The 25,454-nt window shown below is 72.1% G+C and carries 25 protein-coding genes and 1 tRNA gene; 19 read left to right on the top strand and 7 right to left on the bottom strand.

Annotation, left to right across the window (positions count from 1 at the left end; all coding sequences use genetic code 11):
* Position 1: 1 nt before the first annotated feature.
* Complete coding sequence (gene glgX, locus ACFQW6_RS16740; RefSeq protein WP_378547840.1) at positions 2-2,176, bottom strand: glycogen debranching protein GlgX; 2,175 nt, start codon at positions 2,174-2,176, stop codon at positions 2-4.
* Positions 2,177-2,278: 102 nt separating this feature from the next.
* Between glgX and ACFQW6_RS16735 the strand changes: the two genes are divergently transcribed.
* The 13 genes from ACFQW6_RS16735 to ACFQW6_RS16675 all read left to right on the top strand — a co-directional run bounded on the left by ACFQW6_RS16735 (position 2,279) and on the right by ACFQW6_RS16675 (position 11,917).
* Positions 2,279-3,055 carry an enoyl-CoA hydratase/isomerase family protein gene (locus ACFQW6_RS16735; protein ID WP_191195187.1) on the top strand — a complete coding sequence of 259 codons (777 nt, stop codon included), beginning with the start codon at positions 2,279-2,281 and terminating at the stop codon, positions 3,053-3,055.
* 30 nt (positions 3,056-3,085) lie between these two features.
* Positions 3,086-3,388 carry a hypothetical protein gene (locus ACFQW6_RS16730; RefSeq protein ID WP_378547836.1) on the top strand — a complete coding sequence of 101 codons (303 nt, stop codon included), beginning with the start codon at positions 3,086-3,088 and terminating at the stop codon, positions 3,386-3,388.
* Between the two features lie 141 nt (positions 3,389-3,529).
* Positions 3,530-4,330: an electron transfer flavoprotein subunit beta/FixA family protein gene (locus tag ACFQW6_RS16725; protein WP_378547833.1), complete on the top strand. Its 801-nt coding sequence runs from the start codon at positions 3,530-3,532 to the stop codon at positions 4,328-4,330.
* Positions 4,331-4,343: 13 nt separating this feature from the next.
* The gene (locus ACFQW6_RS16720; protein ID WP_378547830.1) at positions 4,344-5,297 is read left to right on the top strand and encodes an electron transfer flavoprotein subunit alpha/FixB family protein; all 954 of its coding nucleotides are present in this window, start codon (positions 4,344-4,346) and stop codon (positions 5,295-5,297) included.
* 139 nt (positions 5,298-5,436) lie between these two features.
* A complete protein-coding gene (locus tag ACFQW6_RS16715; protein ID WP_378547827.1) occupies positions 5,437-6,687 on the top strand; it encodes a glutamate-5-semialdehyde dehydrogenase in 1,251 nt (416 codons plus the stop codon).
* A 30-nt stretch (positions 6,688-6,717) separates the two neighbouring features.
* The gene (locus ACFQW6_RS16710) at positions 6,718-6,864 is read left to right on the top strand and encodes a hypothetical protein (RefSeq protein ID WP_172258884.1); all 147 of its coding nucleotides are present in this window, start codon (positions 6,718-6,720) and stop codon (positions 6,862-6,864) included.
* Positions 6,865-6,880: 16 nt separating this feature from the next.
* A complete protein-coding gene (nadD, locus tag ACFQW6_RS16705) occupies positions 6,881-7,555 on the top strand; it encodes a nicotinate-nucleotide adenylyltransferase (protein WP_378549171.1) in 675 nt (224 codons plus the stop codon).
* Complete coding sequence (gene rsfS, locus ACFQW6_RS16700) at positions 7,552-7,911, top strand: ribosome silencing factor (RefSeq protein WP_378547823.1); 360 nt, start codon at positions 7,552-7,554, stop codon at positions 7,909-7,911. Before nadD ends, rsfS begins: the two co-directional genes overlap by 4 nt.
* Entirely contained in the window at positions 7,908-8,531 is a 624-nt protein-coding gene (locus tag ACFQW6_RS16695; protein WP_378547820.1) for a histidine phosphatase family protein, read from the top strand. Before rsfS ends, ACFQW6_RS16695 begins: the two co-directional genes overlap by 4 nt.
* Positions 8,528-8,998 carry a DUF4112 domain-containing protein gene (locus ACFQW6_RS16690; protein ID WP_378547817.1) on the top strand — a complete coding sequence of 157 codons (471 nt, stop codon included), beginning with the start codon at positions 8,528-8,530 and terminating at the stop codon, positions 8,996-8,998. The genes ACFQW6_RS16695 and ACFQW6_RS16690 overlap by 4 nt, the downstream gene beginning before the upstream one ends.
* An 84-nt stretch (positions 8,999-9,082) precedes the next feature.
* Positions 9,083-9,158, top strand: a tRNA-Ala gene (locus ACFQW6_RS16685).
* 86 nt (positions 9,159-9,244) lie between these two features.
* On the top strand, positions 9,245-10,495 hold the full coding sequence (gene rocD / locus ACFQW6_RS16680; RefSeq protein ID WP_378547814.1) for an ornithine--oxo-acid transaminase: 1,251 nt from the start codon (positions 9,245-9,247) through the stop codon (positions 10,493-10,495).
* 39 nt (positions 10,496-10,534) lie between these two features.
* Positions 10,535-11,917 (top strand): DUF6226 family protein, encoded by a 1,383-nt coding sequence (locus ACFQW6_RS16675; RefSeq protein ID WP_378547811.1) that lies wholly within the window; start codon positions 10,535-10,537, stop codon positions 11,915-11,917.
* On the opposite strand, the gene ACFQW6_RS16670 is transcribed toward ACFQW6_RS16675, so the two are convergent.
* From ACFQW6_RS16670 to ACFQW6_RS16655, 4 genes are read right to left on the bottom strand one after another with little or no spacing between them, the layout of a single operon-like run.
* Entirely contained in the window at positions 11,918-13,153 is a 1,236-nt protein-coding gene (locus ACFQW6_RS16670; protein WP_378547808.1) for a low temperature requirement protein A, read from the bottom strand.
* 34 nt (positions 13,154-13,187) lie between these two features.
* Complete coding sequence (locus ACFQW6_RS16665; RefSeq protein ID WP_378547805.1) at positions 13,188-13,949, bottom strand: SDR family NAD(P)-dependent oxidoreductase; 762 nt, start codon at positions 13,947-13,949, stop codon at positions 13,188-13,190.
* An 11-nt stretch (positions 13,950-13,960) separates the two neighbouring features.
* Positions 13,961-15,214 carry an MFS transporter gene (locus tag ACFQW6_RS16660; RefSeq protein WP_378547802.1) on the bottom strand — a complete coding sequence of 418 codons (1,254 nt, stop codon included), beginning with the start codon at positions 15,212-15,214 and terminating at the stop codon, positions 13,961-13,963.
* The gene (locus ACFQW6_RS16655; protein WP_378547800.1) at positions 15,211-15,780 is read right to left on the bottom strand and encodes an ArsR/SmtB family transcription factor; all 570 of its coding nucleotides are present in this window, start codon (positions 15,778-15,780) and stop codon (positions 15,211-15,213) included. Before ACFQW6_RS16655 ends, ACFQW6_RS16660 begins: the two co-directional genes overlap by 4 nt.
* A 197-nt stretch (positions 15,781-15,977) precedes the next feature.
* On the opposite strand from ACFQW6_RS16655, the gene ACFQW6_RS16650 reads away from it, so the two are divergent.
* Positions 15,978-16,463 (top strand): DUF4870 domain-containing protein, encoded by a 486-nt coding sequence (locus ACFQW6_RS16650; RefSeq protein WP_378547797.1) that lies wholly within the window; start codon positions 15,978-15,980, stop codon positions 16,461-16,463.
* A 3-nt stretch (positions 16,464-16,466) separates the two neighbouring features.
* Here the strand turns inward: ACFQW6_RS16650 and ACFQW6_RS16645 are convergent, their stop codons facing one another.
* Positions 16,467-17,231, bottom strand: a complete 765-nt coding sequence (locus ACFQW6_RS16645) for a hypothetical protein (RefSeq protein ID WP_378547794.1) — start codon at positions 17,229-17,231, stop codon at positions 16,467-16,469.
* A 159-nt stretch (positions 17,232-17,390) separates the two neighbouring features.
* Here ACFQW6_RS16645 and leuS point away from each other — a divergent pair, with 159 nt between their 5' ends.
* The 5 genes from leuS (at position 17,391) to holA (ending at position 25,009) form a co-directional block, all read left to right on the top strand.
* Positions 17,391-19,907, top strand: coding sequence for a leucine--tRNA ligase (gene leuS / locus ACFQW6_RS16640; RefSeq protein ID WP_378547791.1), 2,517 nt, complete (start codon positions 17,391-17,393; stop codon positions 19,905-19,907).
* A 38-nt stretch (positions 19,908-19,945) separates the two neighbouring features.
* Entirely contained in the window at positions 19,946-20,803 is an 858-nt protein-coding gene (locus tag ACFQW6_RS16635; RefSeq protein WP_378547788.1) for a DegV family protein, read from the top strand.
* A 68-nt stretch (positions 20,804-20,871) separates the two neighbouring features.
* Positions 20,872-21,735: a helix-hairpin-helix domain-containing protein gene (locus tag ACFQW6_RS16630; RefSeq protein ID WP_378547785.1), complete on the top strand. Its 864-nt coding sequence runs from the start codon at positions 20,872-20,874 to the stop codon at positions 21,733-21,735.
* A 6-nt stretch (positions 21,736-21,741) separates the two neighbouring features.
* Positions 21,742-24,009: a ComEC/Rec2 family competence protein gene (locus tag ACFQW6_RS16625; protein ID WP_378547782.1), complete on the top strand. Its 2,268-nt coding sequence runs from the start codon at positions 21,742-21,744 to the stop codon at positions 24,007-24,009.
* 13 nt (positions 24,010-24,022) lie between these two features.
* Positions 24,023-25,009, top strand: coding sequence for a DNA polymerase III subunit delta (gene holA, locus ACFQW6_RS16620; RefSeq protein WP_378547779.1), 987 nt, complete (start codon positions 24,023-24,025; stop codon positions 25,007-25,009).
* 66 nt (positions 25,010-25,075) lie between these two features.
* Here the strand turns inward: holA and rpsT are convergent, their stop codons facing one another.
* Positions 25,076-25,336 carry a 30S ribosomal protein S20 gene (rpsT, locus tag ACFQW6_RS16615; protein WP_378547776.1) on the bottom strand — a complete coding sequence of 87 codons (261 nt, stop codon included), beginning with the start codon at positions 25,334-25,336 and terminating at the stop codon, positions 25,076-25,078.
* Positions 25,337-25,454 lie beyond the last annotated feature (118 nt).

The raw sequence follows: 25,454 nt of genomic DNA, 5'->3' as shown, positions 1-25,454 counted from the left end.
TTCAGGTCTCGCGCAGCACCAGCACGGAGCGCGCCTGCAGCTCCATCGTCCCGCCTGCGACCACGGGGGTGCCGACGGCGACGTCGGCGTTGGTCGACAGGACGACCTCACCGTGGTGGACCCACTGGTTGGCCGGGAGCACCAGCTCGACGTCGTCGACGCCGGAGTTGAGCCAGATCATGAACGATCGGTCCCGCACCTGCTCGCCGCGCGGGCCGGGGGAGCGCAGGGGTGCGCCGTTGAGGAACATCCCGATGGTCCGGATGCTGTCGTCGTTCCAGTCGGCGACGGTCATCTCGTGGCCGCTCGGGTGCACCCACACGAGGTCCTTGATGCCGCCCTTGATCGTGGGTCGGCCGGCGAACCAGTGCCGCTGCCGCAGCACCGGGTGCTCGCGACGCAGCCGCAGCGCGGTCTTGGTGATCTCGTAGACGTCGAGCCACGCGTCGTCGGGGCGCCAGTCGATCCACGAGGTCTCGTTGTCCTGGCCGTAGGCATTGTTGTTGCCGCCCTGCGAGCGTCCGCGCTCGTCACCGGCGGTGAGCATCGGGACGCCGCTGGAGAAGCACAGCGTCGCCATCAGGTTGGCCGCCTGGCGACGCCGCAGCGCGATGATCTCCGGGTCGTCGGTCTTGCCCTCGACGCCGCAGTTCCACGACCGGTTGTTGTCGGTGCCGTCGCGGTTGTCCTCGCCGTTGGCGTCGTTGTGCTTCTCGTTGTAGGAGACGAGGTCGCGCAGCGTGAAGCCGTCATGGGCGGTGACGAAGTTGACCGAGGCGTAGGGGGAGCGGCCGTCGTCGGCGTAGAGGTCGCTCGACCCGGCCAGCCGGGTGGCCACGGTCCGTACGCCGGAGTGGCCGCGCCAGAAGTCGCGGACCGTGTCGCGGAACTGGTCGTTCCACTCGACCCACGGCGGCGGGAACTGCCCGACGCGGTAGCCGTCCATCGACGCGTCCCACGGCTCGGCGATCAGCTTCACGTGACGGAGCACGGGGTCCTGCCCGATCGCGGTGAGCAGGTGCGAGCCCATGTCGACCACCTGGTCGGTGCGGGTCAGCGCGCTCATCAGGTCGAAGCGGAAGCCGTCCACGTGCATCTCGGTGACCCAGTAGCGCAGGGAGTCGAGGATCAGCCGGAGGCTCTGCGTGTGGGTGGCGTCGACGGTGTTGCCGCAGCCGGTGACGTCCCAGTAGCGCACGGGCTCCGGGTCGCGGCCCGGCTTCGCCGGCGGCGGCACCACGCGTTGGTAGTAGCCGCGGTCGTCGAGGCCGCGGAAGCTGAGCGTGGGCCCGCGGGGGCCCGCCTCGGCGGTGTGGTTGTAGACCACGTCGAGGATGACCTCGAGCCCGGCGAGGTGGAAGTCCTTGACCATCTGCTTGAACTCGGTGACCTGCTGGCCGCGGTCGCCGGCGGAGGAGTACGCGTTGTGCGGGGCGAAGTAGCACAGCGAGTTGTAGCCCCAGTAGTTGACCAGTCCCCGCTCGGCGAGGGCCGGCTCGGAGAAGAACTGGTGCACGGGCAGCAGCTCGACCGCCGTCACGCCGAGGTCCTTGAGGTAGTCGGTCACGGCCGGCGCCGCCAGTCCGGCGTACGTCCCGCGAAGCTCGTCGGGCACCCGGTCGTGCAGCGCGGTCATCCCCTTGACGTGCATCTCGTAGATCACGGTGTCGCGCCAGCGGCGGTGCGGCGAGGTGTCCGGTCCCCACTGGAAGTCGTCGTGGACGACGACGCTGCGGGGGACGTAGGGCGCGGAGTCCAGGTCGCTGCGCGTCTCGGGGTCGTCCTTCACGTAGCCGAAGATGGCCTTGTCGACGACGAGGTCCCCTGACACGGCCCGGCCGTACGGGTCGAGCAGCAGCTTGGCGGGGTTGAACCGAAGTCCGGCCTCGGGGTCCCACGGCCCGTCGGCGCGGTAGCCGTAGCGCGCGCCCCGGGCCACGCCCGGCAGCGCTCCGTGCCACACGCCCAGCGAGAGCTCGGTCAGCCGGTGGCGCGTCTCGACGCCGTCCTCGTCGAACAGGCACACCCACATCGCTCGCGCCTCGGGGGCGTAGACCGCGAAGTTGGCCGACTCCCGGGACCACGTCGCGCCCAGGGGGTGGTTGCGGCCCGGCCAGACCGTCATGGTCTCGCCGTCGTGGTTCCAGACGGTGCTCGTCTCGGGGGGCGGTGTCACGCGAGCCATTGTGGTGCCACAGTCCCGGCACGGCACAATGCGGCACGCACCGCGCCATCCCACCCCCGGCCACCATGCCGTCCCACGTGACAAGGAGCCACCATGGAGTTCGTCTCGATCGACGTGACCGACGGGGTCGCCGTCCTGCGGCTGGACCGCCCGAAGATGAACGCGATCAGCGTCCAGGTCCAGGCCGACCTCCGCGAGGCCGCAGCCGAGCTGACCGAGCGCGACGACGTGCGGTCGGTGGTGATCTGGGGCGGCGAGCGCGTCTTCGCCGCGGGCAACGACGTGAAGGAGATGGCCGACCTGACCTACTCCGACATGGTCAAGGTCTCCGCCTCCGTGAGCTCTGCCACCACCGCGATCGCGCGGATCCCCAAGCCGGTCGTCGCCGCGGTCAACGGCTACGCCCTGGGTGGCGGCTGCGAGCTCGCCCTCGCCGCCGACCTGCGGTTCGCCGCCGAGGACGCCGTCCTCGGCCAGCCCGAGGTGCTGCTCGGCATCATCCCCGGGGCCGGCGGCACGCAGCGGCTCGCCCGGCTGGTCGGCACGTCGAGGGCGAAGGACATCATCTTCACCGGACGCTTCGTCAAGGCCGACGAGGCGTTGCGGATCGGCATGGTCGACCGGGTCGTCCCGGCGGACAAGGTGCTCGAGGAGTCGGTGGCGTACGCCGCCCAGTTCAGCGGCGCCGCCGCGCTGGCCGTCCGGGCGGCCAAGGAGTGCATCGACCGGGGGAGCGAGGTCGACCTCGACACCGGCCTGGAGATCGAGCGCCAGCAGTTCGCTGGAGTCTTCGCGACCGAGGACCGTACCCGCGGCATCACCTCGTTCGTTGAGAACGGACCGGGCAAGGCAACCTTCGTGGGCCGCTGAGCGGCCCCGGACCGAGAGGAAGACCACCACGTGGCAACGAAGATCCGGGCGACGCTCGCCCAGCTGGTGTGGCTGGCGTGCGCGCTCGCGGCGCTGGTGCTGGCAGCGGGGGCGCTGCTGATCGCGCTGGACGCCAACAGGTCCAACGAGCTCGTCGACGCCGTGCTCACGGCCGCCTCGTGGGCGGACCTCGACGTCTTCTCGCGCCAGGACGGGATCAAGCAGTTCCGCGGGGAGGGCGCCGAGGTCAAGAATGCGCTCTTCAACTGGGGTCTCGCCGCCATCGCCTGGCTCGTGGCCGGTCGCGTCTTCTACCGCATCATCAAGCCGTGACCCGCGGACGGACCGCCCGCTGACCGTGACAGTGTCACTGTGAGCGACTGCACCCGGAACGCCATTCCGGTCGGCACTGACCGACCAGTAACCTCATAGCCACATCCGAGTGCACAGGAGGGGCCGCGAGGCCACACCACCATGAACATTGTTGTCTGTGTGAAGTACGTGCCGGACGCGACGGCCGACCGCAAGTTCGAGGACGACAACACCGTCGACCGCGTTGGCGTCGACGGCCTGCTGTCCGAGCTCGACGAGTACGCCGTGGAGCAGGCGCTCCAGTTCCGTGAGAAGCGTGAGGGTGAGGAGATCACCGTCACCGCGCTGACCGTGGGTCCGGAGAAGGCCGTGGACGCGGTACGCAAGTCGCTGCAGATGGGCGCCGACTCCGGTGTCCACGTCGTCGACGACGCGATCGCGGGCTCCGACTACCTCGGCACCTCCCTGGTCCTCGCCAAGGCGATCGAGAAGATCAAGGCCGACGCCGGCGCTGACCTGGTGATCTGCGGGATGGCGTCCACCGACGCCGCCGGCTCGGTCGTCCCGGCGATGCTGGCCGAGCGTCTCGGGATGCCGCAGGTGACCCTCGCCTCGGTCGTGGAGTCGCAGGGCGACCAGGTCCGCATCAAGCGCGACAACGAGGGCTCGACCGAGGTCATCGGCGCGACCCTGCCGATCGTGCTGAGCGTGACCGACCAGTCGGGCGAGGCCCGCTACCCCTCGTTCAAGGGCATCATGGCGGCGAAGAAGAAGCCGCTCGAGACGTGGTCGCTGAGCGACCTGGGCCTCGACGCGGGCCAGGTCGGCCTGTCGGTGGCCTACACCCAGGTCGAGGACACCACCGCCCGCCCGCCGCGCACCGCCGGCGAGATCGTCACCGACGAGGACGGCTCGGGCGCCGGTGCGCTGGTCGACTTCCTCGCGTCCAAGAAGTTCATCTGAGGAGCAGCCAGAGATGTCTGAGGTTCTTGTTGTAGTCGACCACGCCGACGGCGAGGTCAAGAAGCCCACCTACGAGCTGCTCACGATCGCGCGTCGCCTCGGCGAGCCGTCCGCGGTGTTCTTCGGCTCGCCCGACCAGGGCGACGCCGTGGCCGAGAAGGTCAAGAAGTACGGCGCCGCGAAGGTCTACGTCGTCGACGACGCCCAGATCAAGGGCTTCCTCGTCGCGCCGAAGGCCGAGGCGCTGCAGCAGCTGGCCGAGAAGAGCTCGCCCGCGGCGATCCTGCTGCCGTCGACGTTCGAGAACAAGGAGGTCGCCGGTCGCCTGGCGATCAAGCTGGGCTCGGGCCTCATCACCGACGCCGTCGACGTCGCCGAGGGCGGCACGACGACCCAGTCGGTCTTCGCCGGCAACTACACCGTCCAGGCGAAGGTCACCCAGGGCACGCCGATCATCACCGTGAAGCCGAACTCGGCCGCGCCCGAGGAGGCCGACGGCGCCGGCGCGGTGGAGGCGTTCGCCGCGACCATCAGCGACGTCGCGAAGACCGCGCAGGTCGTGGCCACCCAGCCGCGCCAGTCCACGGGTCGCCCCGAGCTCACCGAGGCCGCGATCGTGGTCTCCGGTGGTCGTGGCACCGGCGGCAACTTCGAGCCCGTCGAGGGCTTCGCCGACTCGCTCGGCGCCGCAGTGGGTGCCTCGCGTGCCGCGGTCGACTCGGGCTGGATGCCGCACGCCTTCCAGGTCGGTCAGACCGGCAAGACGGTCTCCCCGCAGCTCTACGTGGCCAACGGCATCTCCGGCGCGATCCAGCACCGCGCCGGCATGCAGACCTCGAAGACCATCGTCGCGGTCAACAAGGACCCCGAGGCCCCGATCTTCGAGCTCGTCGACTTCGGCGTGGTCGGCGACCTGCACTCCGTGCTCCCTGCCGCCACCGAGCAGATCACCGCCCGCAAGGGCTGACCCGCACGTCGTACGACGAACGCCCCCGGCCCACCGGCCGGGGGCGTTCGTGCGTCCGGGCCGTCGCCGGAGCGACGATCACCCCCCGCGGTGCGAGACACGACGTCACCGCGGGCCCGCCCGCCCTACGCTGGACAGCATGAGCAGCGAGGAGGCAGTGCGCGAGGTCGCCGGTCGCGCCCGGCGGGCCAGCCACGAGCTGGCCACGGCCACGCGGGCCACGAAGGACGCCGCACTGCGGGCCATGGCCGACGCGCTGGTCGCCTCGTCGGGGGAGATCCTGGCGGCCAACGCCGAGGACGTCAGCCGGGCGGAGACCGCCGGCACGCCCGCCAACATCGTCGACCGCCTCCGGCTCGACGAGTCCCGCCTCGAGGCGATGGCGCAGGGCCTGCGCGACGTGGCCGGCCTGCCCGACCCCGTGGGGGAGGTGCTGCGCGGCAGCACGTTGGCCAACGGCCTGGAGCTGCGGCAGGTGCGGGTGCCGTTCGGCGTGGTCGGGATGATCTACGAGGCCCGCCCCAACGTCACCGCGGACGCCGCCGGGATCTGCCTGAAGTCGGGCAACGCCGTCCTGCTGCGCGGCTCCTCCAGCGCCCGGTCGAGCAACGCCGCGATCGTCGAGGCGATGCGCGGCGCGGTGGCGCGCAGCGGCCTCCCGGAGGACGTCGTACAGCTCGTCCCGGGAGACACCCACGACAGCGTCAAGGCGCTGATGCGGGCCCGAGGCCTGGTCGACGTGCTGATCCCGCGCGGTGGAGCGGGGCTGATCCGCAGCGTGGTCGAGGAGTCGACCGTGCCGGTCATCGAGACCGGCGTCGGCAACTGCCACGTCTACGTCGACGCCTCGGCCGACCTGGAGCAGGCGCTCGCGATCGTGCTCAACTCCAAGACCCACCGCACCAGCGTCTGCAACGCCGCCGAGTCGCTCCTCGTGCACGAGGACGTCGCCGACGAGTTCCTCCCTACCGTGGTCGAGGCGCTGCAGGCGTCCGGGGTGCTCATCCACGGCGACAGCGCGTTCGCGGAGTACGACGACGTGGTGCCGGTGACCGACGAGGACCACGCCGCCGAGTTCCTCGGCCTGGAGATCTCCGCCGCCGTCGTCGCCGACGTCGAGGGCGCGATCGCGCACATCCGCCGCTGGTCGTCCGGCCACACGGAGGCGATCCTCGCCCGCGACCAGGCCACCATCCGGCGCTTCGTCGCCGCGGTGGACTCCGCGGCGGTGATGGTCAACGCCTCCACCCGCTTCACCGACGGCGGTGAGTTCGGCTTCGGCGCCGAGATCGGCATCTCCACCCAGAAGCTGCACGCGCGCGGCCCGATGGGGCTGCCGGAGATGACGTCGAGCAAGTACGTCGTCGTCGGCGAGGGCCACGTCAGGTGACCGTGCGGCGGTGCCGGTAGGGTGAGCGCCATGCTGAGCACCGTCATCACGCTGGCCGCCGAGGCCGAGAGCGAGCCTGCCGTCCACCCCTACGTCGTGGGCGCCATCGCGCTGGCACTGCTGCTCGTCCTGCTGCTGGCCGTGGTCTCCTTCGGTGGCGGTCGCGAGCACAGCTGAGCCGGTGACCGGTCCCATGGGGCAGCGCCGCGTCGGGGTGATGGGCGGCACCTTCGACCCCATCCACCACGGCCACCTCGTGGCCGCGTCCGAGGTGCAGGCCTGGTTCGACCTCGACGAGGTCGTCTTCGTGCCCACCGGCGACCCGTGGCAGAAGAGCGACCGGCAGGTCACCACGGCCGAGCACCGCTACCTGATGACCGTGGTCGCGACCGCGGCCAACCCGCGCTTCAACGTCTCCCGGGTCGACATCGACCGCGAGGGCAAGACGTACACGATCGACACGCTGCGGGACCTGAAGGCCGAGATGCCCGACGCCGAGCTGTTCTTCATCACCGGCGCCGACGCCCTCGCCGACATCTTCACCTGGCGCGACGTCGAGGAGCTGTTCGAGCTCGCCAACTTCGTCGGCTGCACCCGGCCGGGCTACGAGATGGACCCGGCGGCCCTGGCCAGGATCCCGGCCGACCGCGTGACGATGGTCGAGATCCCGGCCCTCGCGATCTCCTCGACCGACTGCCGCGAGCGCAAGCGCCGCGGCGAGCCCGTCTGGTACCTCGTGCCCGACGGCGTCGTGCAGTACATCGCGAAGCACGACCTCTACACGGGCCCCGGCGCCACCGCCGAGCACCCGACCAGCACCACCCACCGCACCAGCACCAGCTCCAGCTCCAGCAAGGACTCCGCATGACTGCCACCGACCACGCCCTCGAGCTCGTCGCCGTCGCGGCCCAGGCCGCGCACGACAAGAAGGCCGACCAGGTCCTGGCCTTCGACGTCAGCGACCAGCTCGCCATCACCGACGCCTTCGTGCTGGCCAGCGCCAACAACGAGCGCGCCGTCGGCGCGATCGTCGACGAGGTGGAGGAGAAGCTCCGCGAGGCGGGCGCCAAGCCGATCCGCCGCGAGGGTCACAAGGAGGGCCGCTGGGTGCTCCTCGACTACGGCGAGATCGTGATCCACGTGCAGCACGAGGAGGAGCGGTCCTTCTACGCCCTCGAGCGCCTCTGGAGCGACTGCCCGCTCATCCCACTGACCCTCGCGTGAGGCGCCTCGTCCTGCTCCGGCACGGCCGCACGGAGTGGAACGACACCGGGCGCGCGCAGGGCCACGCGGACGTACCCCTCGACGCGACCGGTGACGCCCAGGCCAAGGCGGTCGCTCCCGTCCTCGCCGCGCTGTCACCGGTGGCGGTGTGGTCCTCCGACCTCGCCCGCGCCGCCGGCACGGCCGCGGTGCTCGCCGCAGAGGCCGGGCTGGAGCCGGTCCTCGACCCCCGCCTGCGCGAGTTCGACGTCGGCCCGCACCGCGTCGGGCTGACCGACGAGCAGTACGCCGCTGCCCACCCCGAGGAGCACGCGGCGCTCGTGGCCGGTGACGCCGCGGGCATCCCGGGGCGCGAGACGCCGGACGACGTGGTGGCGCGCCTCCTGCCCGCGCTGACGTCGTACGCCGACGCGCTCGCCGACGGCGAGACCGGCGTCGTCGTCTCCCACGGCGCCGCCCTGCGTGTGGCGGTCCCCGCCTTCCTCGAGTGGCCCGGAGAGGTCAGCGAGTCCCTCGGGGTGCTGGCCAACTGCGGCTGGGTGGTGCTCGAGCACGCCGCGTCCACCTGGACCGGAGGGGTGGAGCGGTGGCGGCTCGCGGCCTGGAACCGGGTCGTGTGAGCGAGCGCGCCCGCACGGTCGACGTGGCGCTCAGCCGCCAGCTCGCGAAGGTGATGGACGACGCCGTCACCCTGCCCGGCACCCGCATCGGTCTCGGCCTCGACGCGGTGATCGGTCTGGTGCCGGGCATCGGCGACGCCGTCGGCAGCGCCCTGTCCAGCGTCATCGTCCGCGACGCCATCCGGGCACGGGTCCCGATGGCGGTGCTGGCGTGGATGGGGCTCAACCTCATCGTCGACGCGGTGCTGGGGCTGGTCCCGGGGGTCGGCGACCTCCTCGACCTCGCGCACCGGGCCAACCGCAAGAACCTCCGCCTGCTCCTCCGCGAGATCGAGCGCCAGCCGCTCCGCGAGCCGCCGAGCACGGCGTACGTCGTCGGCGCGGTTGCGCTGATGGTCGTCCCGGTGCTGGCCGGACTGGTCGTCACGGCGCTCGGGATCTGGCTCCTCTGGCGCTGGCTGACCTGATCCCGTACCCCGATTTCACCTGCCGGTCAGGTGTCGGCTAATGTTCTCCGCGTTGTCCTTCCGGCTCCACGGAAGGACGATGTTGGGGCTGTGGCGCAGCTGGTAGCGCATCTGCATGGCATGCAGAGGGTCAGGGGTTCGAGTCCCCTCAGCTCCACCAACTCAGAAGTCCGGCGCGAGAGCGCCGGACTTCTGTCGTCTGGTGCGAAATCGGCGTTCGGATCGGCTCGGTGGCACCATGTGCTCATGACCGCGACCGACGTCTCCCCGGGCACCACCCCCGCCCCGATCTCCGAGCGCACCGCAGCCCACATCGAGGCCACCGAGCGCTACGCCGCACACAACTACCACCCGCTGCCCGTGGTGCTCGCCGAGGGCGACGGCGCCTGGGTGATCGACGTCGACGGCAAGCGCTACCTCGACTGCCTCGCGGGCTACTCGGCGCTCAACTTCGGCCACTCCAACGAGCGCCTCGTCGCGGTCGCGCGCGAGCAGCTCGGCACGCTGACGTTGACCAGCCGCGCGTTCTTCAACGACAGGCTCAGCGGCTTCGCCGAGGCCCTGTGCCGCCTGACCGGCAAGGACATGATCCTGCCGATGAACTCCGGCGCCGAGGCCGTCGAGACCGCCATCAAGGTCAGCCGCAAGTGGGGCTACGAGGTCAAGGGCGTCCCGGCCGGGCAGGCCACCATCATCACGATGGAGGGCAACTTCCACGGCCGCACCACGACCATCGTGAGCTTCTCCGACGACGAGGTCGCCACCTCGGGCTACGCCCCGTTCACCACCGGCTTCCGCGGCGTGAAGTACGGCGACATCGAGGCGATCGCCTCCGCCATCGACGAGACCACCGTGGCCGTCCTGTTCGAGCCGATCCAGGGGGAGGGCGGCGTGGTCATGCCGCCCGAGGGCTTCCTGCGCGACCTCCGCGCTCTCTGCACCGAGCGCAACGTGCTGATGGTCGCCGACGAGATCCAGTCCGGCCTGGCGCGCTCCGGCAGGACGTTCGCCTGCGACCACGAGGACGTCGTCCCCGACGTCTACATCATGGGCAAGGCGCTCGGCGGCGGGATCTACCCCGTCTCCGCGATCGCGGCCGACCGCGAGGTCATGGACGTCATCACGCCCGGCTCCCACGGCTCCACCTTCGGCGGAAACCCCCTCGCCGCCGCCATCGGCACCGAGGTCGTCGCGATGCTCGAGGAGGGCACCTTCCAGGCGCGCTCGGCCGAGATCGGCGCCCAGCTCGAGGCCGGCTTCGGCCGGCTCATCGGCAAGGGCCTCTCCGACGTCCGTGTCCGCGGCGCCTGGGCCGGCATCGACATCGACCCGACCCTCATGTCGGGGCGCCAGATGTCGGAGGCGCTGATGGCGCGCGGCATCCTCGCCAAGGACACCCACGGCTCCACCGTCCGCTTCGCCCCGCCGCTGGTCGCCAGCGACGAGGACATCGCCGGCCTCGTCACCGCGGTCACGGAGATCCTCACCGGCGCCTGAGCCACGAGACCCGCCGGACGGGGCTCTAGCCTGTCAGGCATGGGAGCGCGCTTCGACCACCTCGTCGTCGCCGTCGAGGACCTGGACGAGGCGGCGGCGCGGTGGCGTGCCGCCGGCCTCCCCGCCGAGCGCGGGGGAGCGCACCCCGTCGGCACCGAGAACGTGCTCGTCCGCGGACCCGCACCGGCCTACGTCGAGCTGATCGCGGCCGGTTCGGAGGAGTCCAACCCGTGGCTCGACCGGATCCGCTCGGCACGCGGCCCGATCTCGTGGGCCATCGCGGTCGACGACCTCGACGGCGCCCGTGCGGCGCTGCTGGCGGCCGGGTTCGAGCCCGACCCGCCCGTCCCCGGGTCGCGCCGCACCCCCGACGGTGAGCTGCTCGAGTGGCGCGTCTGCGACGTCGGCCCCGGGCCGTACGACGGCTCGCTGCCCTTCCTGATCGAGTGGACGACGCCGATGGGCCCCGGCCCCGCAGACGGCCCGGTCGTGGAGTGGATCTCGCTCCAACCGTCCGACCCCGACCTGGTCGCCGAGGTGCTTCTGGCGCTGGGCTTCACCGGTGACCACCACTTCCCGCGCCGCGTCTTCTTCGAGCGGGACGGGGTCTCGATCACGCTCCGGCCGCTCGGGGAGCCGGAGCACCCCGACGAGGCGACCTGGGTGAGGCTCACGACCGACGCCGTCGAGCAGCCGGCATCGATCGTCCTCGCGACGGCCGGTGGGGAGGCCTTCACCGTCGTGCTCGACCAGGTGGAGGTCTCGTCACGACCCGACCGACGCCGGTTCCCCGGTGCAGCGCTGCTCCCCGCGGTGGACGAGGCGTTCGCGCGGCTGCGCAGCGACCTCGCCGACTGGCCGGATCCGCACCCCGACGGACGTCCGCCCGCGGAGGAGGAGTACTCCCGGGTGACCGACCCGGAGCGCTACCGGCTCCTCGGGGCGCGCGCCGACGCTTGGATCGAGGTGCTGACCGAGCAGGGGACGGCGTCCGCCGAGGTCATGGACCCCGACGAGGTCGCGTGGGTGGGGAGCATCCACGGCCGGTTCGACCGGGTGACCGTGCTGCGCGGGCGTGCCGGCACCCAACCCGTCAGCGTCGCCTGGGCGCCGTCGCAGAGCGCCGACGAGGCGTTCGTCCAGGTGGGCGTGGGGCAGCCCGCTCACGTGCTGGAGAGCCAGCCCGACTGCGGCTGCGACGCCTGCGACACCGGATCGGCCGACCTGCTCGAGACCGTGGACAGCGCGTTCATCCTGGCCCTCGACGGCGGGGTCTACGTCGTTCACGAGGGTGGCCGCGTGGTGCGTCGCACGCTCGACGGGTGCTCGAGCAGCGGCGTGTCCGACGCTGAGCGCTGGCTGGCCGACGCCGCGGCGGGACGGCGTACGGACGGGGTCGTCGCGGGCGAGCCCTGGCTCTGATCAGGCGCCGACGACCTCGGCCAGGTGGCGGTGTCCCCGCAGCTCGTAACCCACGACGGTGACCCACGGCGCCAGCATGAGGACGGCCAGCGCCACCGACATCGATGCACCTCCTGCGGCCAGCACCCACGCGGCGACGAGCACGACCAGCGTGCCGGCGAGCAGCCAGTAGTGCAGCGGGTCGCGCCCGGGGAACATGACGTGGAACAGCACGACGAGCACCACTGCGAAGAGGCCGACCGGGACGGCCATCGTCAGCACCGTCTGCGCGGGGTCGAGCTCGCTGTGGTCCTCGAGGAGGTACGCCGCCGCGTGCAGGCCGGCGCCCGTCGCGGCGATCGCGGCGTACAACAGCACGTGCCCGAAGCCGAAGATCATGCTCTTCGCGTTGCTGCCGCGCAGGGCCTCGCCGTAGGGGACGATGAAGTAGCACCACCACAGGCCGACGGCCAGCGAGACGCCGGCGAGCGCAATGACTGCGGCATCGGCGCTCCAGCCCTGCTCCGCAACCACGGCCTCGATCGCCGTCGTGGTGCCGAGGATGACCTCGCCGAACGAGATGATCGCCAGGAGGGCGTAGCGCTCGGCGATGTGGTGCGGGTTCCACGGCGTCGACGGGAAGTGGGTCTCGATCCACACCGTGCCGCCGACCTCGACGGCGAAGAGGACGAGCGCGAGCGCGATCTGGGCGCCTGTCGGCAGTAGGTCGAGGGCGGTGATGATCCAGCCGACCTGCACGGCGGCGATTCCGCGGGCGTACGCCAAGCAGGTCGAGCGCCGCTCGCGATCGTGCCGGGCGGCGCGCGACCAGAGCGCGACCATCGAGACCCGCATGGTCACGTAGCCCGCGACCAGGACCGCGTTGTCGAACTCCCCGTGGTTGAAGCCCTCGAAGACGTCGTGCAGCCCCAGCGCGATGACGAGCACGCCGACCATCTGCACGAGCGTCGCGAGCCGCATGAACCCATCGTCGGTGTCGTACGCCGAGGAGAACCAGGAGAAGTTGATCCACGCCAGCGTGATGGCGAACATCCCCACTCCGAAGCCGAGCAGGCCGGCGACGACATGGTCCTCGACCAGCGCGTGGGCGAACTGCCCGCCGGCGACGCTGAAGGCGACGACCAGCGTGAGGTCGTAGAGCAGCTCGAGCGGCGTGGCAGCGCGGTGGGACTCGTTCGGGTCGCGGCCCGTCATGCGGCGCAGCCGGTGCGACCGGTCGGCGGCTGGCGCAGTCATGGCGGGATTCTCGCAGAACCCCACCGGGACCCGGTCAGGCGATCGTCAGTCCGCCGTCGACCGGGATCGTCTGCCCGGTGACGTAGCCGGCGGCGTCGGAGGCCAGCCAGACGGCGGTCGCCGCCAGCTCGCGCGGGTCACCCTTGCGCCCGGCCGGCACTCGCGTCATCACCTGGTCGAGGTAGCCGTCGGGGTAGGTGGCGGTCATCTCGGAGGAGAAGAAGCCGGGCGCGAGCGCATTGACGCGGATGCCCTTGCGGCCCATCCACTGCTGGGCGAGGTCGCGGGTGAGGCCGCCGAGCCCGGCCTTCGAGGCGGAGTACGCCGCCTGCGGCAGGCCGCCGGTGGTGAGGCCGAGGATCGACGAGATGTTGATGATGCTCGATCCGGGTTCCATGACCCGGCCGCACGCCTGCGCCATCCAGTAGCAGCCGTTGAGGTTCACGTCGATGACCGAGCGGAACTCCTCGGGCGTCTCGCGGGTGGCCGGGACGGCGGTGCCGACACCGGCGTTGTTGACCAGCACGTCGACCCGGCCGAACTTCGCGATCGCCTCGTCCACGAGCCGCTGGCACTGCTCCGGGTCGGCCACGTCGGTCGTGACGGTGTGCACCCGGCGGCCGGTCGACCGTACGGAGTCGGCGACCCGCTCGAGCTTGTCCGCGCGACGGGCGCCCAGCACCACGTCGGCCCCGGCCTCGGCGAAGCAGTGGGCGAACGCGACGCCCAGCCCGCTCGAGGCGCCGGTGACGATGACGACCTTGCCGTCGAGGCGGAAGAGATCCATGACGCTCATGCTCGCTGACCCTAGGACGTGCCGCTCGTCACCCCCGCCACGGGGGTCGCCGGTGCCCGCGGCAGCTCGCGCACGGACCGGGAGCAGAGCACGAGCGCGCAGATGACGGCGTACGCGACGCCGGACGCCACCAGCACGCGGTCCGAGCCGAGCCAGATGGCGAGCGGGCCCCACAGCAGCTGGCCGATCGGCATCGCGACGAAGGAGCCGAGGGCGTCGTAGGAGTAGGCCCGCGACAACATGTCGTCGTCGACCTGCTCCTGCATCGCGAGGTTCCAGCCCATCGAGAAGACCTCGATCCCGGCGCCGGCGACGAAGGCCGCCACCACCAGCGCGACCAGCACCGGCTGGGCTCCCAGCATGATCATCGGGACCGAGGCGAGGCTGATGGCCGCCATGCCCCAGAAGAGGGGCCTCTCGAGCCGGAACCTGAGCAGGACGAACGCCATGACCACGAGGCCGAGTCCCTCCGCGGACAGCACGAGGCCCCACCCCTGCCGGCCGACGCCGTCGGTGTCCTCGGCGACTGTGGGCCCGAGCGTCTGCATGGTGCCGACGTGGATCATGTTGAGCGCACCGAAGGCCAGCACGATGACCCACAGCCACGTGGTCGACCGGAAGAACGTCCAGCCGTCCCGGAGCTCGGCGATGGTGCTCGTGGAGGCCTTGCGCTCCTTCGGCGGGATCCGGACCGGCGCGAGCAGCAGGGCAGCGACGAGCCAGGTGGCCGCGTCCACTGCCAGGGCCCAGCCGGACCCAATGGTGACCACGAGCAGCGCGCCGACGGTCGGACCCAGCACGGTGAGCCCGTTGCGGGTGAGCGAGAGCAGCGCATTGGCTGGCTGCAGCTGCTCGCGCGGCACCAGCTGGGGCACCATGCTGGCCATCGCCGGGAACGAGATGGCCGAGACCGCTCCGTGCACCATGGCCAGGACGAGGACCATCCAGATCTCCGCGGTGCCCGTGATCACCAGGAAGGCGATGAGCCCCTGCGTGACGGCCGAGGCGACGTTGGACACCTGCAGCACCAGCGTGCGGGGGAAGCGGTCGGAGATGACACCGCCCCACAGGAGCAGCACGACCATGGGGATCGTGTGCGCCGCGAGGACCTGCCCCAGCGCCGCGGGAGAGTCGTCGATGTCGAGCACCGCGAAGGCGAGCGCGATGTTGGCCATCATCCCGCCGAAGGTGTTGACGAAGCGCGAGGCGAAGTACCAGGCGAAGTTGCGGTTGCGCAGGGGCGCGAACGACTCCGACCACTTCATCGGTGGTCCTCCTGCCCCGGTACCCAGTGGACCGCGTCGCCCTCGAGGCCGCCGGACATCGTGAACGCGCTGTGCGTGACGCTGACATGGACGGTGTCCGGGGTGCCCGCCGGGCGGGCGGCGGCGTGCAGCAGGTGGGACGCCTCGTGGAGCAGGTCGAGCGCCCGGTGCCAGGTCTCGACGTCCACCCAGGCCTCCAGGTCGCTGGAGGTGGCGGTGCCCGGCGCCGCGTCGAGGAGGCGTCGCTCCGTCTCGGCCGCCATGGCGCGCGCGTAGGCGATGCGCTCGTCGAGGCCGGGCTTGCCGGGTGCGACGTCTCGCGAGGCGTCGTACCGGTAGCGCTTGGCGACGCCGCCGCGGATCTTCTCCTCGCTCTCGACCACGAGCGCGCCGACGTCCTGCAGCTGGCGCAGGTGGTAGGAGGCGTTGGCGTGGGTGATCTCCAGCGTGCGGGCCACCTCGGCCGCGCTCATCGCTTCGGCCGTCAGCAGCGAGAGGATGCGCAGCCGGACGGGGTGTGCCGTCGCTCGCAGGCGTGCCACCGCGTCGTGGTCGGTCTCGTCCATGCCACCCTCCAAGAGTTCTTGGGGAGTCAGTCTGCTGGCCGGGCGGATGACTGTCAAACACTTCTTGGGCGGTCGTCCCCGTCCTGACCCTGAGCCCACCCTGAATGGACCCCGGGAAGGGATGATTCCGGCTCGCCGGCGTGCTTGGCTTGTCATCGACAAGGAGCGGGCACCCGGCCCGCCGAGGAGTGAGTGAGATGTCCGACCAGTACCCCAGCCCGTACGACCAGACCGGCCAGGGCGGCCCCCAGCAGGGCGGCTACGGCCAGCAGCCGGAGCCCACCTACAGCGCGACGCCGGCCACGATGTCGGCGCAGCAGGAGCGCACCTGGGGCGCGATCAGCCACGCCGGCGCCGTGGTCGCGATGATCTGCTCGGCCGGCTTCCTCGGGTTCCTGGCCTCCATCGCGGTCTACGTCGTCCACAAGGACCGCGGCCCCTTCGTCCGCGCGCACGCCGCGAACTCGATCAACGTCCAGATCTCGATGTTCATCTGGCTCGTCGTCGCCACGGTCCTCTACGTGGTCCTGGGCATCGTCACCCTGGGCATCGGCTTCGTCATCTTCCTGCCGGTCTTCCTCGTGCCGCTGGTGGTGGCCGGCATCCTGCACGTCATCGGCGCGGTGAAGGCCTACAACGGCGAGTGGTGGAACCCGCCGATGACGCCGCAGTTCGTCAAGTGACGCTCACCTGAGCTCGCGCAGGACCTCGTCCTGCCACGCGAACGCTGCCCGGGTCCGGACCACCAGGTCCGGCCCGGGCAGCACTGCTTCCACCCGCTCCGCCATGCCGGCAGGCAGGTCCGTGCGCAGGTAGCGCAGCCCGAAGTCGTGTCGCGCCGGGCAGTGCTGGATGCGGAGCAGCCGCACCAGCGGCTCGACCGCGAAGCGCAGGTGCAGGGCCGTCGCCTCGGCCCGGTCACCGCGCGCGATCGCCCGCTCGACCAGCCACGCCGCGGTCTGACGGCGCGCGGAGGTCTGCGCCACCGCCTGCCGGCGCTGCGCCTCCATCTCGGCCTCGTCGTCGTCCTCCAGCACGAGCAGGCGGTCCGGGTCGTGGAGCACCAGCGGTACGCCGTGCCGGCGGGTGTCCATCGTGAGGCGGTCGGGCGTGGTCTGCACGACCACGTCGAGCAGCCGGGTCGGGCGGCCGAGGTCCGCGGCGTCGGGCTGCAGGTGGACGAAGCACTGGCGCCCCGTGGGCCACGTCGCCTCGGGCAGCTCCCACACGTGGTCGACCGCGAGCTCCTGCCGCACGAGCGCGAGCACGGCGTCGTACGTCGTCGCGGCGTCGCCGCTGCACCAGGCCTCGACGTCGAGGTCGGAGTGCTCGTCCCAGCCGCCGGTCACCGCCGACCCGTTGACCACGACCACCTGCAGCGTCGGCACCCGCTCAGGGAGAGCGGTGAGGAGGCGGAGGCAGTCGTCGTACCTGCTCAGGTCAGCGGCCATGGGAGCGAGTATGCTGTCTCCATGCAGAAGCAGCTCCTCCTTCGACAGCCGCGCTGATCGCGTCCCACACCCAGCGGACCGACCACGCGGCCACCCCTCCATGCGAGGGGTTTTTTCATGCCCGACCCCAGCACCACCCGCACCTGCAGAGGACATGCCATGAGCAGCCCGGACACCGCCGACACCGCAGCCCACGACGCTGAGCGCGCGACGTACGACATCGCCGCCACCGAGACGAAGTGGCAGCGTGTCTGGGGCGAGCTCGACCCCTTCCGGGCCGACGACGACAGCCCGCGTGAGAAGCGCTACGCGCTGACGATGTTCCCCTACCCGAGCGGCGACCTGCACATGGGCCACGCCGAGGTGTTCGCGCTGCACGACGTGGTGGCGCGCTACTGGTGGCAGCGCGGCTACGAGGTGCTGAACCCGATGGGCTTCGACTCCTTCGGCCTGCCGGCGGAGAACGCCGCGATCCGCCACGACGAGCACCCCGACACCTACACCCGGGCCAACATCGCCAAGTCGATCGAGTCGTGCCGCAAGTACGCCGCGTCCTTCGACTGGTCGCGCACGTTCAACACCAGCGACCCGGAGTACTACCGCTGGACGCAGTGGCTGTTCCTGGAGCTGTTCAAGCGGGGCCTGGCCTACCGCAAGAACAGCCCGGTCAACTGGTGCCCCAACGACCAGACCGTGCTGGCCAACGAGCAGGTCGTCGGCGGCGTCTGCGACCGCTGTGGCGCCGAGGTGACCAAGAAGAACCTGACCCAGTGGTACTTCAAGATCACCGACTACGCACAGGAGCTGCTGGACGGCCTGGACGAGCTGGCGGACACCTGGCCCGACCGCGTCGTCACCGCGCAGCGCAACTGGATCGGCCGCTCGGAGGGCGCGCACGTCACCTTCGCGCTGCACACCGCCGGCGGTGAGCGCGACGTCGAGGTCTACACGACCCGCCCCGACACGCTGTACGGCGCGACGTTCATGGTGGTGGCGGCCGACGCCGCGCTGGCCGCCGAGATCGTGCACCCGGAGCGTGCGCAGGCGCTGGAGGACTACCTGGTCGAGGTCCGCAAGGCCTCCGACATCGACCGGCTGTCGACCGACCGGCCCAAGACCGGCGTCGACCTGGGCATCACCGCGACCAACCCGGTCTCGGGCGAGGAGATCCCGGTCTGGGCGAGCGACTACGTGCTGGCCGACTACGGCACCGGCGCGATCATGGCCGTGCCCGCGCACGACCAGCGCGACCTGGACTTCGCGCGGGCGATGGGGCTGCCGGTGCGCCGCGTCATCGACGTGCCCGGGGAGGACGACCCCGAGGAGACCGGCGTCGCGACGTCCGGCGGCGGGTCGTACGTCAACTCTGGCGACCTGGACGGGCTGGGCGACAAGGCATCCGGCATCCGCACGATCATCGAGCGGCTGGAGGCCGACGGGCGCGGCTCCGGGGCGGTCAACTTCCGCCTGCGCGACTGGCTGATCAGCCGCCAGCGCTACTGGGGACCGCCGATCCCGATCATCCACTGCCCGGTGGACGGTGAGGTCCCGGTCCCCGACGACCAGCTGCCGGTGACCCTGCCGATGCTGAAGGGCGCCGACCTGAAGCCCAAGGGCACCTCGCCGCTGGGAGGGGCGACCGAGTGGGTCGAGGTCAGCTGCCCGACGTGTGGTGGTCCGGCCCGGCGCGACACCGACACGATGGACACGTTCGTGGACTCGTCCTGGTACATGTTCCGCTACTGCTCGCCCCACGAGACCGACCGGCCGTTCGACAGCGACAAGGTCAACGCCTGGATGCCGGCCGACCTGTACGTCGGCGGCGTCGAGCACGCGGTGCTGCACCTGCTGTACGGCCGCTTCTTCACCAAGGTCCTGAACGACATGGGCCTGGTCGACTTCCGCGAGCCGTGGTCGGCGCAGCTGAACCAGGGCTTCGTGATCAACCAGGGCAAGAAGATGAGCAAGTCCCTGGGCAACGGCGTCAACCTGGGGGACCAACTTGGTGCCTTCGGCGTGGACGCGGTGCGCCTGACGCTGGTCTTCGCGGGCCCGCCCGAGGACGACATCGACTGGGCCAACATGTCTCCGGACGGGTCGCTGCGGTTCCTGCAGCGTGCCTGGCGCCTGTCCGGCGACGTCACCTCGGAGCCCGGGGTGGACGTGTCGGGCGGTGACCTGGCGCTGCGGCGTACGACGGCGCGGGCGGTGCACGACGCCGCCGAGCTGGTCGAGAGCTTCCGCTTCAACGTGATGGTCGCCCGGGTGATGGAGCTGGTCAACGCGACCCGCAAGGCCATCGACTCCGGCTGCGGCCCCGCCGACCCCGCGGTGCGCGAGGCGACCGAGGCGGTGGCGATCCTGCTGTCCCTGGTCGCGCCCTACACGGCTGAGGAGATGTGGGAGCGGCTGGGCAACAATCCGGACCACGCGGTCACGGTCGTCCACGCCGGATGGCCGGCCGTCGACGAGGCGCTGCTGGTCGAGGACACGGTCACCGCGGTGGTGCAGGTCAAGGGCAAGGTCAAGGCGCGCCTGGAGGTGTCCCCGGACATCTCCGAGGCCGACCTGGAAGCCGCCGCCATGGCCGATGCCGGGGTCCAGCGGGCGATCGACGGCGCGACCGTGCACAAGGTGATCGTGCGCGCTCCCAAGCTGGTCAACATCGTCGTGTGACGTCCTGTCCCGACACGACTGACAAGTAGGGTCGCGCTATGCCTCGCGTGGTGGTGGTCACCGACTCGACCGCGAGCCTGCCCGCCGAGCTGGCCCAGGCGCGTGACATCCGGGTCGTGCCGCTCCAGGTGGTGATCGGCGCCCGGGTGCTCGACGAGGGACCAGACGGCGCTACGCCCGACGTGGTCGCCGAGGCGCTGCGCGACTTCGTGCCGGTCAGCACCTCGCGTCCGGCGCCGGCCCTGTTCACCGAGCTCTACCGGTCGCTCGAGGCCGACGGGGTCGAGGAGATCGTGTCGGTGCACCTGTCGGGCGAGATGAGCGGCACCTTCGAGTCCGCCCAGCTGGCGGCGCTCGAGGTCGAGCTCCCGGTGCACGTCGTGGACTCGGGCCAGGTCGGCATCGCCACCGGCTACGCCGCCCTCACCGCGGCCGACGTGCTGGACGCCGGCGGGACGGGCGAGGAGGCGGCGCTCGCGGCGCTCGCCCGGGGGCAGGCGGCCACCTCCTTGTTCTACGTCGACACGCTGGAGTACCTCCGCCGCGGCGGTCGCATCGGCGCCGCCGCCGCGATCCTCGGCAGCGCGCTGTCGGTCAAGCCCCTGCTCGAGATCGCCGAGGGCCGCGTGGCGCCGCGCGAACGCGTGCGCACGGCCTCACGGGCATTGGCCCGGCTCGCCGAGCTCGCCGTCGAGGCGGCCGGCGACCAGCCGGTCGACGTCTGCGTGTCCCACCTGGCCAACGCCGGTCGCGCCGAGGAGCTCGCCGCGGCCCTGACCGAGCGGCTCGCCGACGGGCTGGAGGGGCGCGAGGTGATGTGCGGCGAGCTCGGTGCCGTGCTCGGCGCCCACGTCGGGCCCGGCATGGTCGCGGTCTGCGTGTCCCCGCGTCCCTGACGCCCGCCTGTCCACAGATTGCCGATCGCCCCTGTCGAGGGGGCTCCCGCGTTCCTAGCGTGGACGGCATGCGTCGATCCCAGTCCTCCTCCGAGCACGCCGAGGCGGTGTCGCGGCGGCTGGCGACGCTGAGCGCGGAGCTCGCCGCGGTGCGCGGTGAGCCGGACGACGCGGCCGACCCGGCCCACGCACACACCCGGGTGCGCGAGCGTCCGGACGCGTTCCACGCGCCTGCTCCCGCGCCCGTCGTGCCCTCGGTGCCGGGCCGCCACGCGTCACGACGGTTGCGGGTCGGCGGGTTGCAGCTCGGCCCGGTGCACCTCGCCGTCGTCGCCGTGGTCGCGGCGCTCGCCGTGGGGCTCGCGGCATGGTGGGCGGTGCGCGACCAGGCTCGCGTCGTGCCCGTTGCACCGGCTGCGTCCGACGCCGCCGGGGCGGAGACGCCGCTCGCGCCGGTCGCGTCGTCGGACAGCGCGGGCGGTGGGCCCGGAACCACCGACGCCGCGGAGGAGCTGGTGGTCGACGTCGCCGGCAAGGTACGCCGTCCCGGGATCGCGGTGCTGCCCGCCGGGGCGCGCGTCGTGGACGCCCTGGAGGCGGCGGGCGGCGCCCGGCGAGGGGTCGACCTCACCGCGCTCAACCTCGCCCGCCCCGTCGTCGACGGCGAGCAGATCCTCGTGGGCGTCGCCCCGGCCGCGGGCGTGGCCGGCACGCTCGACTCCCCGGTGCCCGGCGGTGACGCGCTCGTCAACCTCAACACCGCCGACGAGGCGGCCCTCGACACCCTGCCCGGCGTCGGGCCGGTGACGGCCGACGCGATCCTCGCGTGGCGCGACAGCAACGGCGGCTTCACGTCCGTCGACGAGCTGCTGGAGGTCGACGGCATCGGCGAGGCCACCCTCGCCGACCTCGCGCCGCTGGTCACTCTCTGACCGACCGTGCCCGACCTGCGCGCGGTCGCCCTCGGCGTGGGCGCCTGGACGGGCGCACTGCTGGTGCTCGTCGCGCCGGGGTGGCCGGCCCTCGCCGCGGTCGCGCTGGTGGTGGCCCTCGTCGGGACCGGTGTGGTGCGTGGGTGGTGGTCCCTCGGGTGGCTCGGTCCGCTCGGAGCCCTCGTGGCGGTCGCTGGCGTCGCCGCCCTGCAGCACGTCCTCCTCACGACGTCGCCACTCGCCGCGCTGGCCGACGAGGGCGCGGTCGTGGAGCTCGAGCTCGAGCTGACGTCGGACGTGCGGGTGGTGAGCGGGCAGTACGGCGACCTCCAGGTCGTACGGGCCACGGTGACCCGCCTCCAGGGGAGGGGCAGCGCGTGGACGCTCGACGCCCCTGTCGTGCTGATGGCCGGTGCCGACTGGCCACGGCTGCCGCTGGGCACCCGGCTGGAGACGACGGCGCGGCTCGTCCCCGGTGACGGTGACGTCGCTGCGCTGGTCCGCCCGACCGGCGAGCCGGAGGTCGTGGCCGGGCCCGACGTGTGGTGGGACGCCGCGGCGGGCGTACGACGGTCGGTGCGCGCCGTGGTCGCCGGGCGTGACGCCGACGCCCGTGAACTGGTCCCGGCGCTGGTGGTCGGGGACGACGGCGGGCTCGACCCCGACCTCGCCGACGACTTCCGGACCACCGGGCTTACCCACCTGCTGGCGGTGAGCGGGACCAACCTGACCCTGGTGGTGGGGTCCCTGCTCGTGCTCGGCCGGTGGGCCGGGGTGCGGGGCGCCTGGCTCCACGCGCTGGGTGTGCTCGGCATCTGCGGCTTCGTGCTGACCGCGCGGGCCGAGCCGAGCGTCGTCCGTGCGGCCGCCATGGGTGCCGTGGCGCTGGTCGGGATGGGGCGCAACGGTCGCTCGCGCGGGGTGCGCGGCCTGGGCGTGGCGGTGCTCGGCCTGCTGCTGGTCTGGCCGCGGCTCGCCGTGACGGCGGGCTTCGCGCTGTCCGCGCTCGCCACCGCCGGGATCCTCCTGCTGGCGCCGGTCTGGCGCGACGCGCTGATGCGGTGGACGCCGCGATGGGTCGCCGAGGCGGTGTCCGTGCCGCTGGCGGCCCAGGTGGCCTGCACGCCCGTGGTGGCGGCGATCTCCGGACAGGTCAGCCTGGTCGCGGTGGGTGCCAACCTGCTGGCCGCACCGGCCGTCGCCCCGGCGACCGTGCTCGGGCTATCCGGCGGGTTGCTGGGCCTGCTGTGGAGCCCGCTCGGCGTCGCGGTCGCGGCTCCGGCGGCCTGGTCGGCCGGCTGGATCATCGCGGTCGCCCGCTGGGGCGCGGGCGTCCCGACGGCGGCGGTGGACTGGGGCACCGGACCGGTGCCGCTCGTGCTGCTCACGGTGCTGTGCCTGCTGACGGTGCCTCTCGCCCCGCGCCTGCTCGGCCGTCCGGCCACGACCCTCGCCTGCACCGGCCTCCTCCTGGTGGTGATGCTGGTCCGGCCCCCGACCCCGGGCTGGCCACCGCGCGGCTGGGTGCTGGCGATGTGCGACGTCGGTCAGGGTGACGCGCTCGTCCTGCGCGCCGGCCAGGGGGCGGCGGTGGTCGTCGACGCGGGACCCGAGCCCGCGGCGACCGACGCCTGCCTCGACCGTCTCGAGGTCACCGCTGTGCCGCTCCTCGTCCTCACGCACTTCCACGTCGACCACGTCGGCGGGGTGGCGGGTGTGCTGGACGGTCGCGAGGTGGGGGAGGTCGAGGGCACGGTCCTCCTCGACCCGCCGGAGGGTGCAAGCGCTGCGGCGCGCGCCGTGGGCCGCGACCCGGCCACGGTGGCGTACGGCCTCACGCGGCGGATCGGCGAGGTGACGCTGCAGACGGTGTGGCCCCGTCCCGGTGCCCGTCCGGGCGACTCGGCGGAGAGCGCGCCCAACAACGCCAGCGTCGTCCTCGTCGCCCAGGTGGGCGGGGTACGGGTCCTGCTGACCGGGGACGTGGAGCCGTCGGCGCAGGCGGCGCTGGCCCGCGACCTGGCGGGGCTGCGGGTGGACGTGCTCAAGGTGCCGCACCACGGCAGCCGCCACCAGGACCTCGACTGGCTCACCTCGCTCGGCGCGCGACTGGCACTCGTGTCGGTGGGGGAGGACAACGACTACGGGCACCCAGCCCCCGACCTCCTGGCGGCCCTCTCCGCCGCCGGCGTGAGCGTGTGGCGCACCGACCTCTCCGGCGACGTGGTCGTGGTCGTCCGGGACGGCGAGGTCGGTGTCGTCGCCCGCGGATAGGGTGGGTCGCACCATGGCTCGCACCCCCTCCGCCGCGCAGGTCCTCGGCCACGTCGTCCTCGTGACGGGCAAGGAGGAATACCTCTCCGCCCGCACCGTCGCGTCGGTGCGCGACGCCGTCCGGGCCCACGACGCGGAGGCGGAGATGGCCGAGTCGCCGGCCTCCGACCTGACCCTGGCCTCGCTCGGCGAGATGTCGGCACCCTCGCTCTTCTCCTCCATCCGGTGCGTCGTGGTGCGCGGGCTGGAGGACCTGCCCGACGAGTCCGTCGACGGCCTGCTCGACTACTGCGGGGCTCCGGCCGACGACGTCGCGCTCGTGCTCGTGCACTCCGGCGGGCAGAAGGGGAGTGGCGTGCTCACCAAGCTGCGCAAGCTCCCACCGGTGACCGAGGTGAAGTCGGAGGAGGTCAAGCCGAGCGAGATGACCGGCTTCGTGACGTCCGAGGTCGCCTCGCACGGCGCGCGGATCGACTCCGACGCGGCCGCCTTCCTGGTGCAGGCCGTCGGCAGCGACCTGCGGTCACTGGCCGCTGCGGCCGACCAGCTGACCAACGACTTCCACGGTGAGCAGCTCACGATCGACAAGGTCCAGCGTTACTTCGGTGGCCGCGCGGAGGCGAAGTCGTTCACCGTCGCCGACGCCGCGTTCGCCGGTCGTCGTGCCGCGGCCCTGGAGGAGCTGCGCTGGGCGCTCGACTCCGGGACCTCGCCGGTGCTCGTCACCTCGGCGATGGCCGCCTCCGCGCGCAGCCTCGCCCGCTACCTCGGGTCGCCTCGCGGTGCCCGCGACGCCGACCTCGCCCGCGACCTCGGCGTGCCCCCGTGGAAGGTGCGCACCGTCCGCGACCAGTCCCGCTCGTGGAGCTCCGGGGGCATCGCCGCCGCGGTGCGGGCGGTGGCCCACGCCGACGCCGACATCAAGGGCCAGGCGCACGACGCGTCCTACACCCTCGAGCGACTCGTGCTCACCGTCGCCGGCCTGCGCGACGGGCGCTGAGCCGGCCCCGAAATGCACGACACCCGCCACGAGGGCGGGTGTCTGCAGGTGTTGGAAGGGTCCGCGTCAGAGCGAGGCGGCCTTCTTGGCGATCGAGGACTTGCGGTTGGCGGCCTGGTTGCCGTGGATGACGCCCTTCGAGGCGGCCTTGTCGAGGGCCTTCATCGCGTCGCGGCCGGCGGCGACGGCGGCGTCCTTGTCGCCCGCCTCGGACAGCTCGCGGAACTTGCGCACGGCGGTCTTCAGGCGCGACTTCACGGCCTGGTTGCGCTGGCGCGCCTTCTCGTTCTGCTTGTTGCGCTTGATCTGGGACTTGATGTTCGCCACGTGTGGATCCTCGGAGCTAGAACTGGTCAGGAATGGAAGTCTGGTGCTTGTCGGCTGCCTGGCAACCCCTCCCAAGATCGGCACGGGGAGGGTCGGGTGCCGGACATGCAGTGGGAAA

The organism is Nocardioides sp. GCM10028917, assembly GCF_042666175.1.
Taxonomy (GTDB): Bacteria; Actinomycetota; Actinomycetes; order Propionibacteriales; family Nocardioidaceae; genus Nocardioides.
The sequence above is the reverse complement of the archived record's forward strand: the minus strand, read 5'-3'. Positions and strand labels throughout refer to the sequence as shown.

What these genes read in the sequence shown, in the direction of transcription:
- ACFQW6_RS16675 (WP_378547811.1), top strand. Translation starts at nt 10,535, where the DNA reads ATGGGAGCGCGCTTCGACCACCTCGTCGTCGCCGTCGAGGACCTGGAC.
- ACFQW6_RS16665 (WP_378547805.1), bottom strand. Translation starts at nt 13,949, where the DNA reads ATGAGCGTCATGGATCTCTTCCGCCTCGACGGCAAGGTCGTCATCGTC.
- ACFQW6_RS16630 (WP_378547785.1), top strand. Translation starts at nt 20,872, where the DNA reads ATGCGTCGATCCCAGTCCTCCTCCGAGCACGCCGAGGCGGTGTCGCGG.
- ACFQW6_RS16725 (WP_378547833.1), top strand. Translation starts at nt 3,530, where the DNA reads ATGAACATTGTTGTCTGTGTGAAGTACGTGCCGGACGCGACGGCCGAC.
- ACFQW6_RS16660 (WP_378547802.1), bottom strand. Translation starts at nt 15,214, where the DNA reads ATGAAGTGGTCGGAGTCGTTCGCGCCCCTGCGCAACCGCAACTTCGCC.
- ACFQW6_RS16715 (WP_378547827.1), top strand. Translation starts at nt 5,437, where the DNA reads ATGAGCAGCGAGGAGGCAGTGCGCGAGGTCGCCGGTCGCGCCCGGCGG.
- ACFQW6_RS16735 (WP_191195187.1), top strand. Translation starts at nt 2,279, where the DNA reads ATGGAGTTCGTCTCGATCGACGTGACCGACGGGGTCGCCGTCCTGCGG.
- nadD (WP_378549171.1), top strand. Translation starts at nt 6,881, where the DNA reads ATGGGGCAGCGCCGCGTCGGGGTGATGGGCGGCACCTTCGACCCCATC.
- ACFQW6_RS16710 (WP_172258884.1), top strand. Translation starts at nt 6,718, where the DNA reads ATGCTGAGCACCGTCATCACGCTGGCCGCCGAGGCCGAGAGCGAGCCT.
- ACFQW6_RS16670 (WP_378547808.1), bottom strand. Translation starts at nt 13,153, where the DNA reads ATGACTGCGCCAGCCGCCGACCGGTCGCACCGGCTGCGCCGCATGACG.
- leuS (WP_378547791.1), top strand. Translation starts at nt 17,391, where the DNA reads ATGAGCAGCCCGGACACCGCCGACACCGCAGCCCACGACGCTGAGCGC.
- ACFQW6_RS16650 (WP_378547797.1), top strand. Translation starts at nt 15,978, where the DNA reads ATGTCCGACCAGTACCCCAGCCCGTACGACCAGACCGGCCAGGGCGGC.
- rsfS (WP_378547823.1), top strand. Translation starts at nt 7,552, where the DNA reads ATGACTGCCACCGACCACGCCCTCGAGCTCGTCGCCGTCGCGGCCCAG.
- ACFQW6_RS16645 (WP_378547794.1), bottom strand. Translation starts at nt 17,231, where the DNA reads ATGGCCGCTGACCTGAGCAGGTACGACGACTGCCTCCGCCTCCTCACC.
- holA (WP_378547779.1), top strand. Translation starts at nt 24,023, where the DNA reads ATGGCTCGCACCCCCTCCGCCGCGCAGGTCCTCGGCCACGTCGTCCTC.
- ACFQW6_RS16655 (WP_378547800.1), bottom strand. Translation starts at nt 15,780, where the DNA reads ATGGACGAGACCGACCACGACGCGGTGGCACGCCTGCGAGCGACGGCA.
- ACFQW6_RS16635 (WP_378547788.1), top strand. Translation starts at nt 19,946, where the DNA reads ATGCCTCGCGTGGTGGTGGTCACCGACTCGACCGCGAGCCTGCCCGCC.
- rocD (WP_378547814.1), top strand. Translation starts at nt 9,245, where the DNA reads ATGACCGCGACCGACGTCTCCCCGGGCACCACCCCCGCCCCGATCTCC.
- ACFQW6_RS16720 (WP_378547830.1), top strand. Translation starts at nt 4,344, where the DNA reads ATGTCTGAGGTTCTTGTTGTAGTCGACCACGCCGACGGCGAGGTCAAG.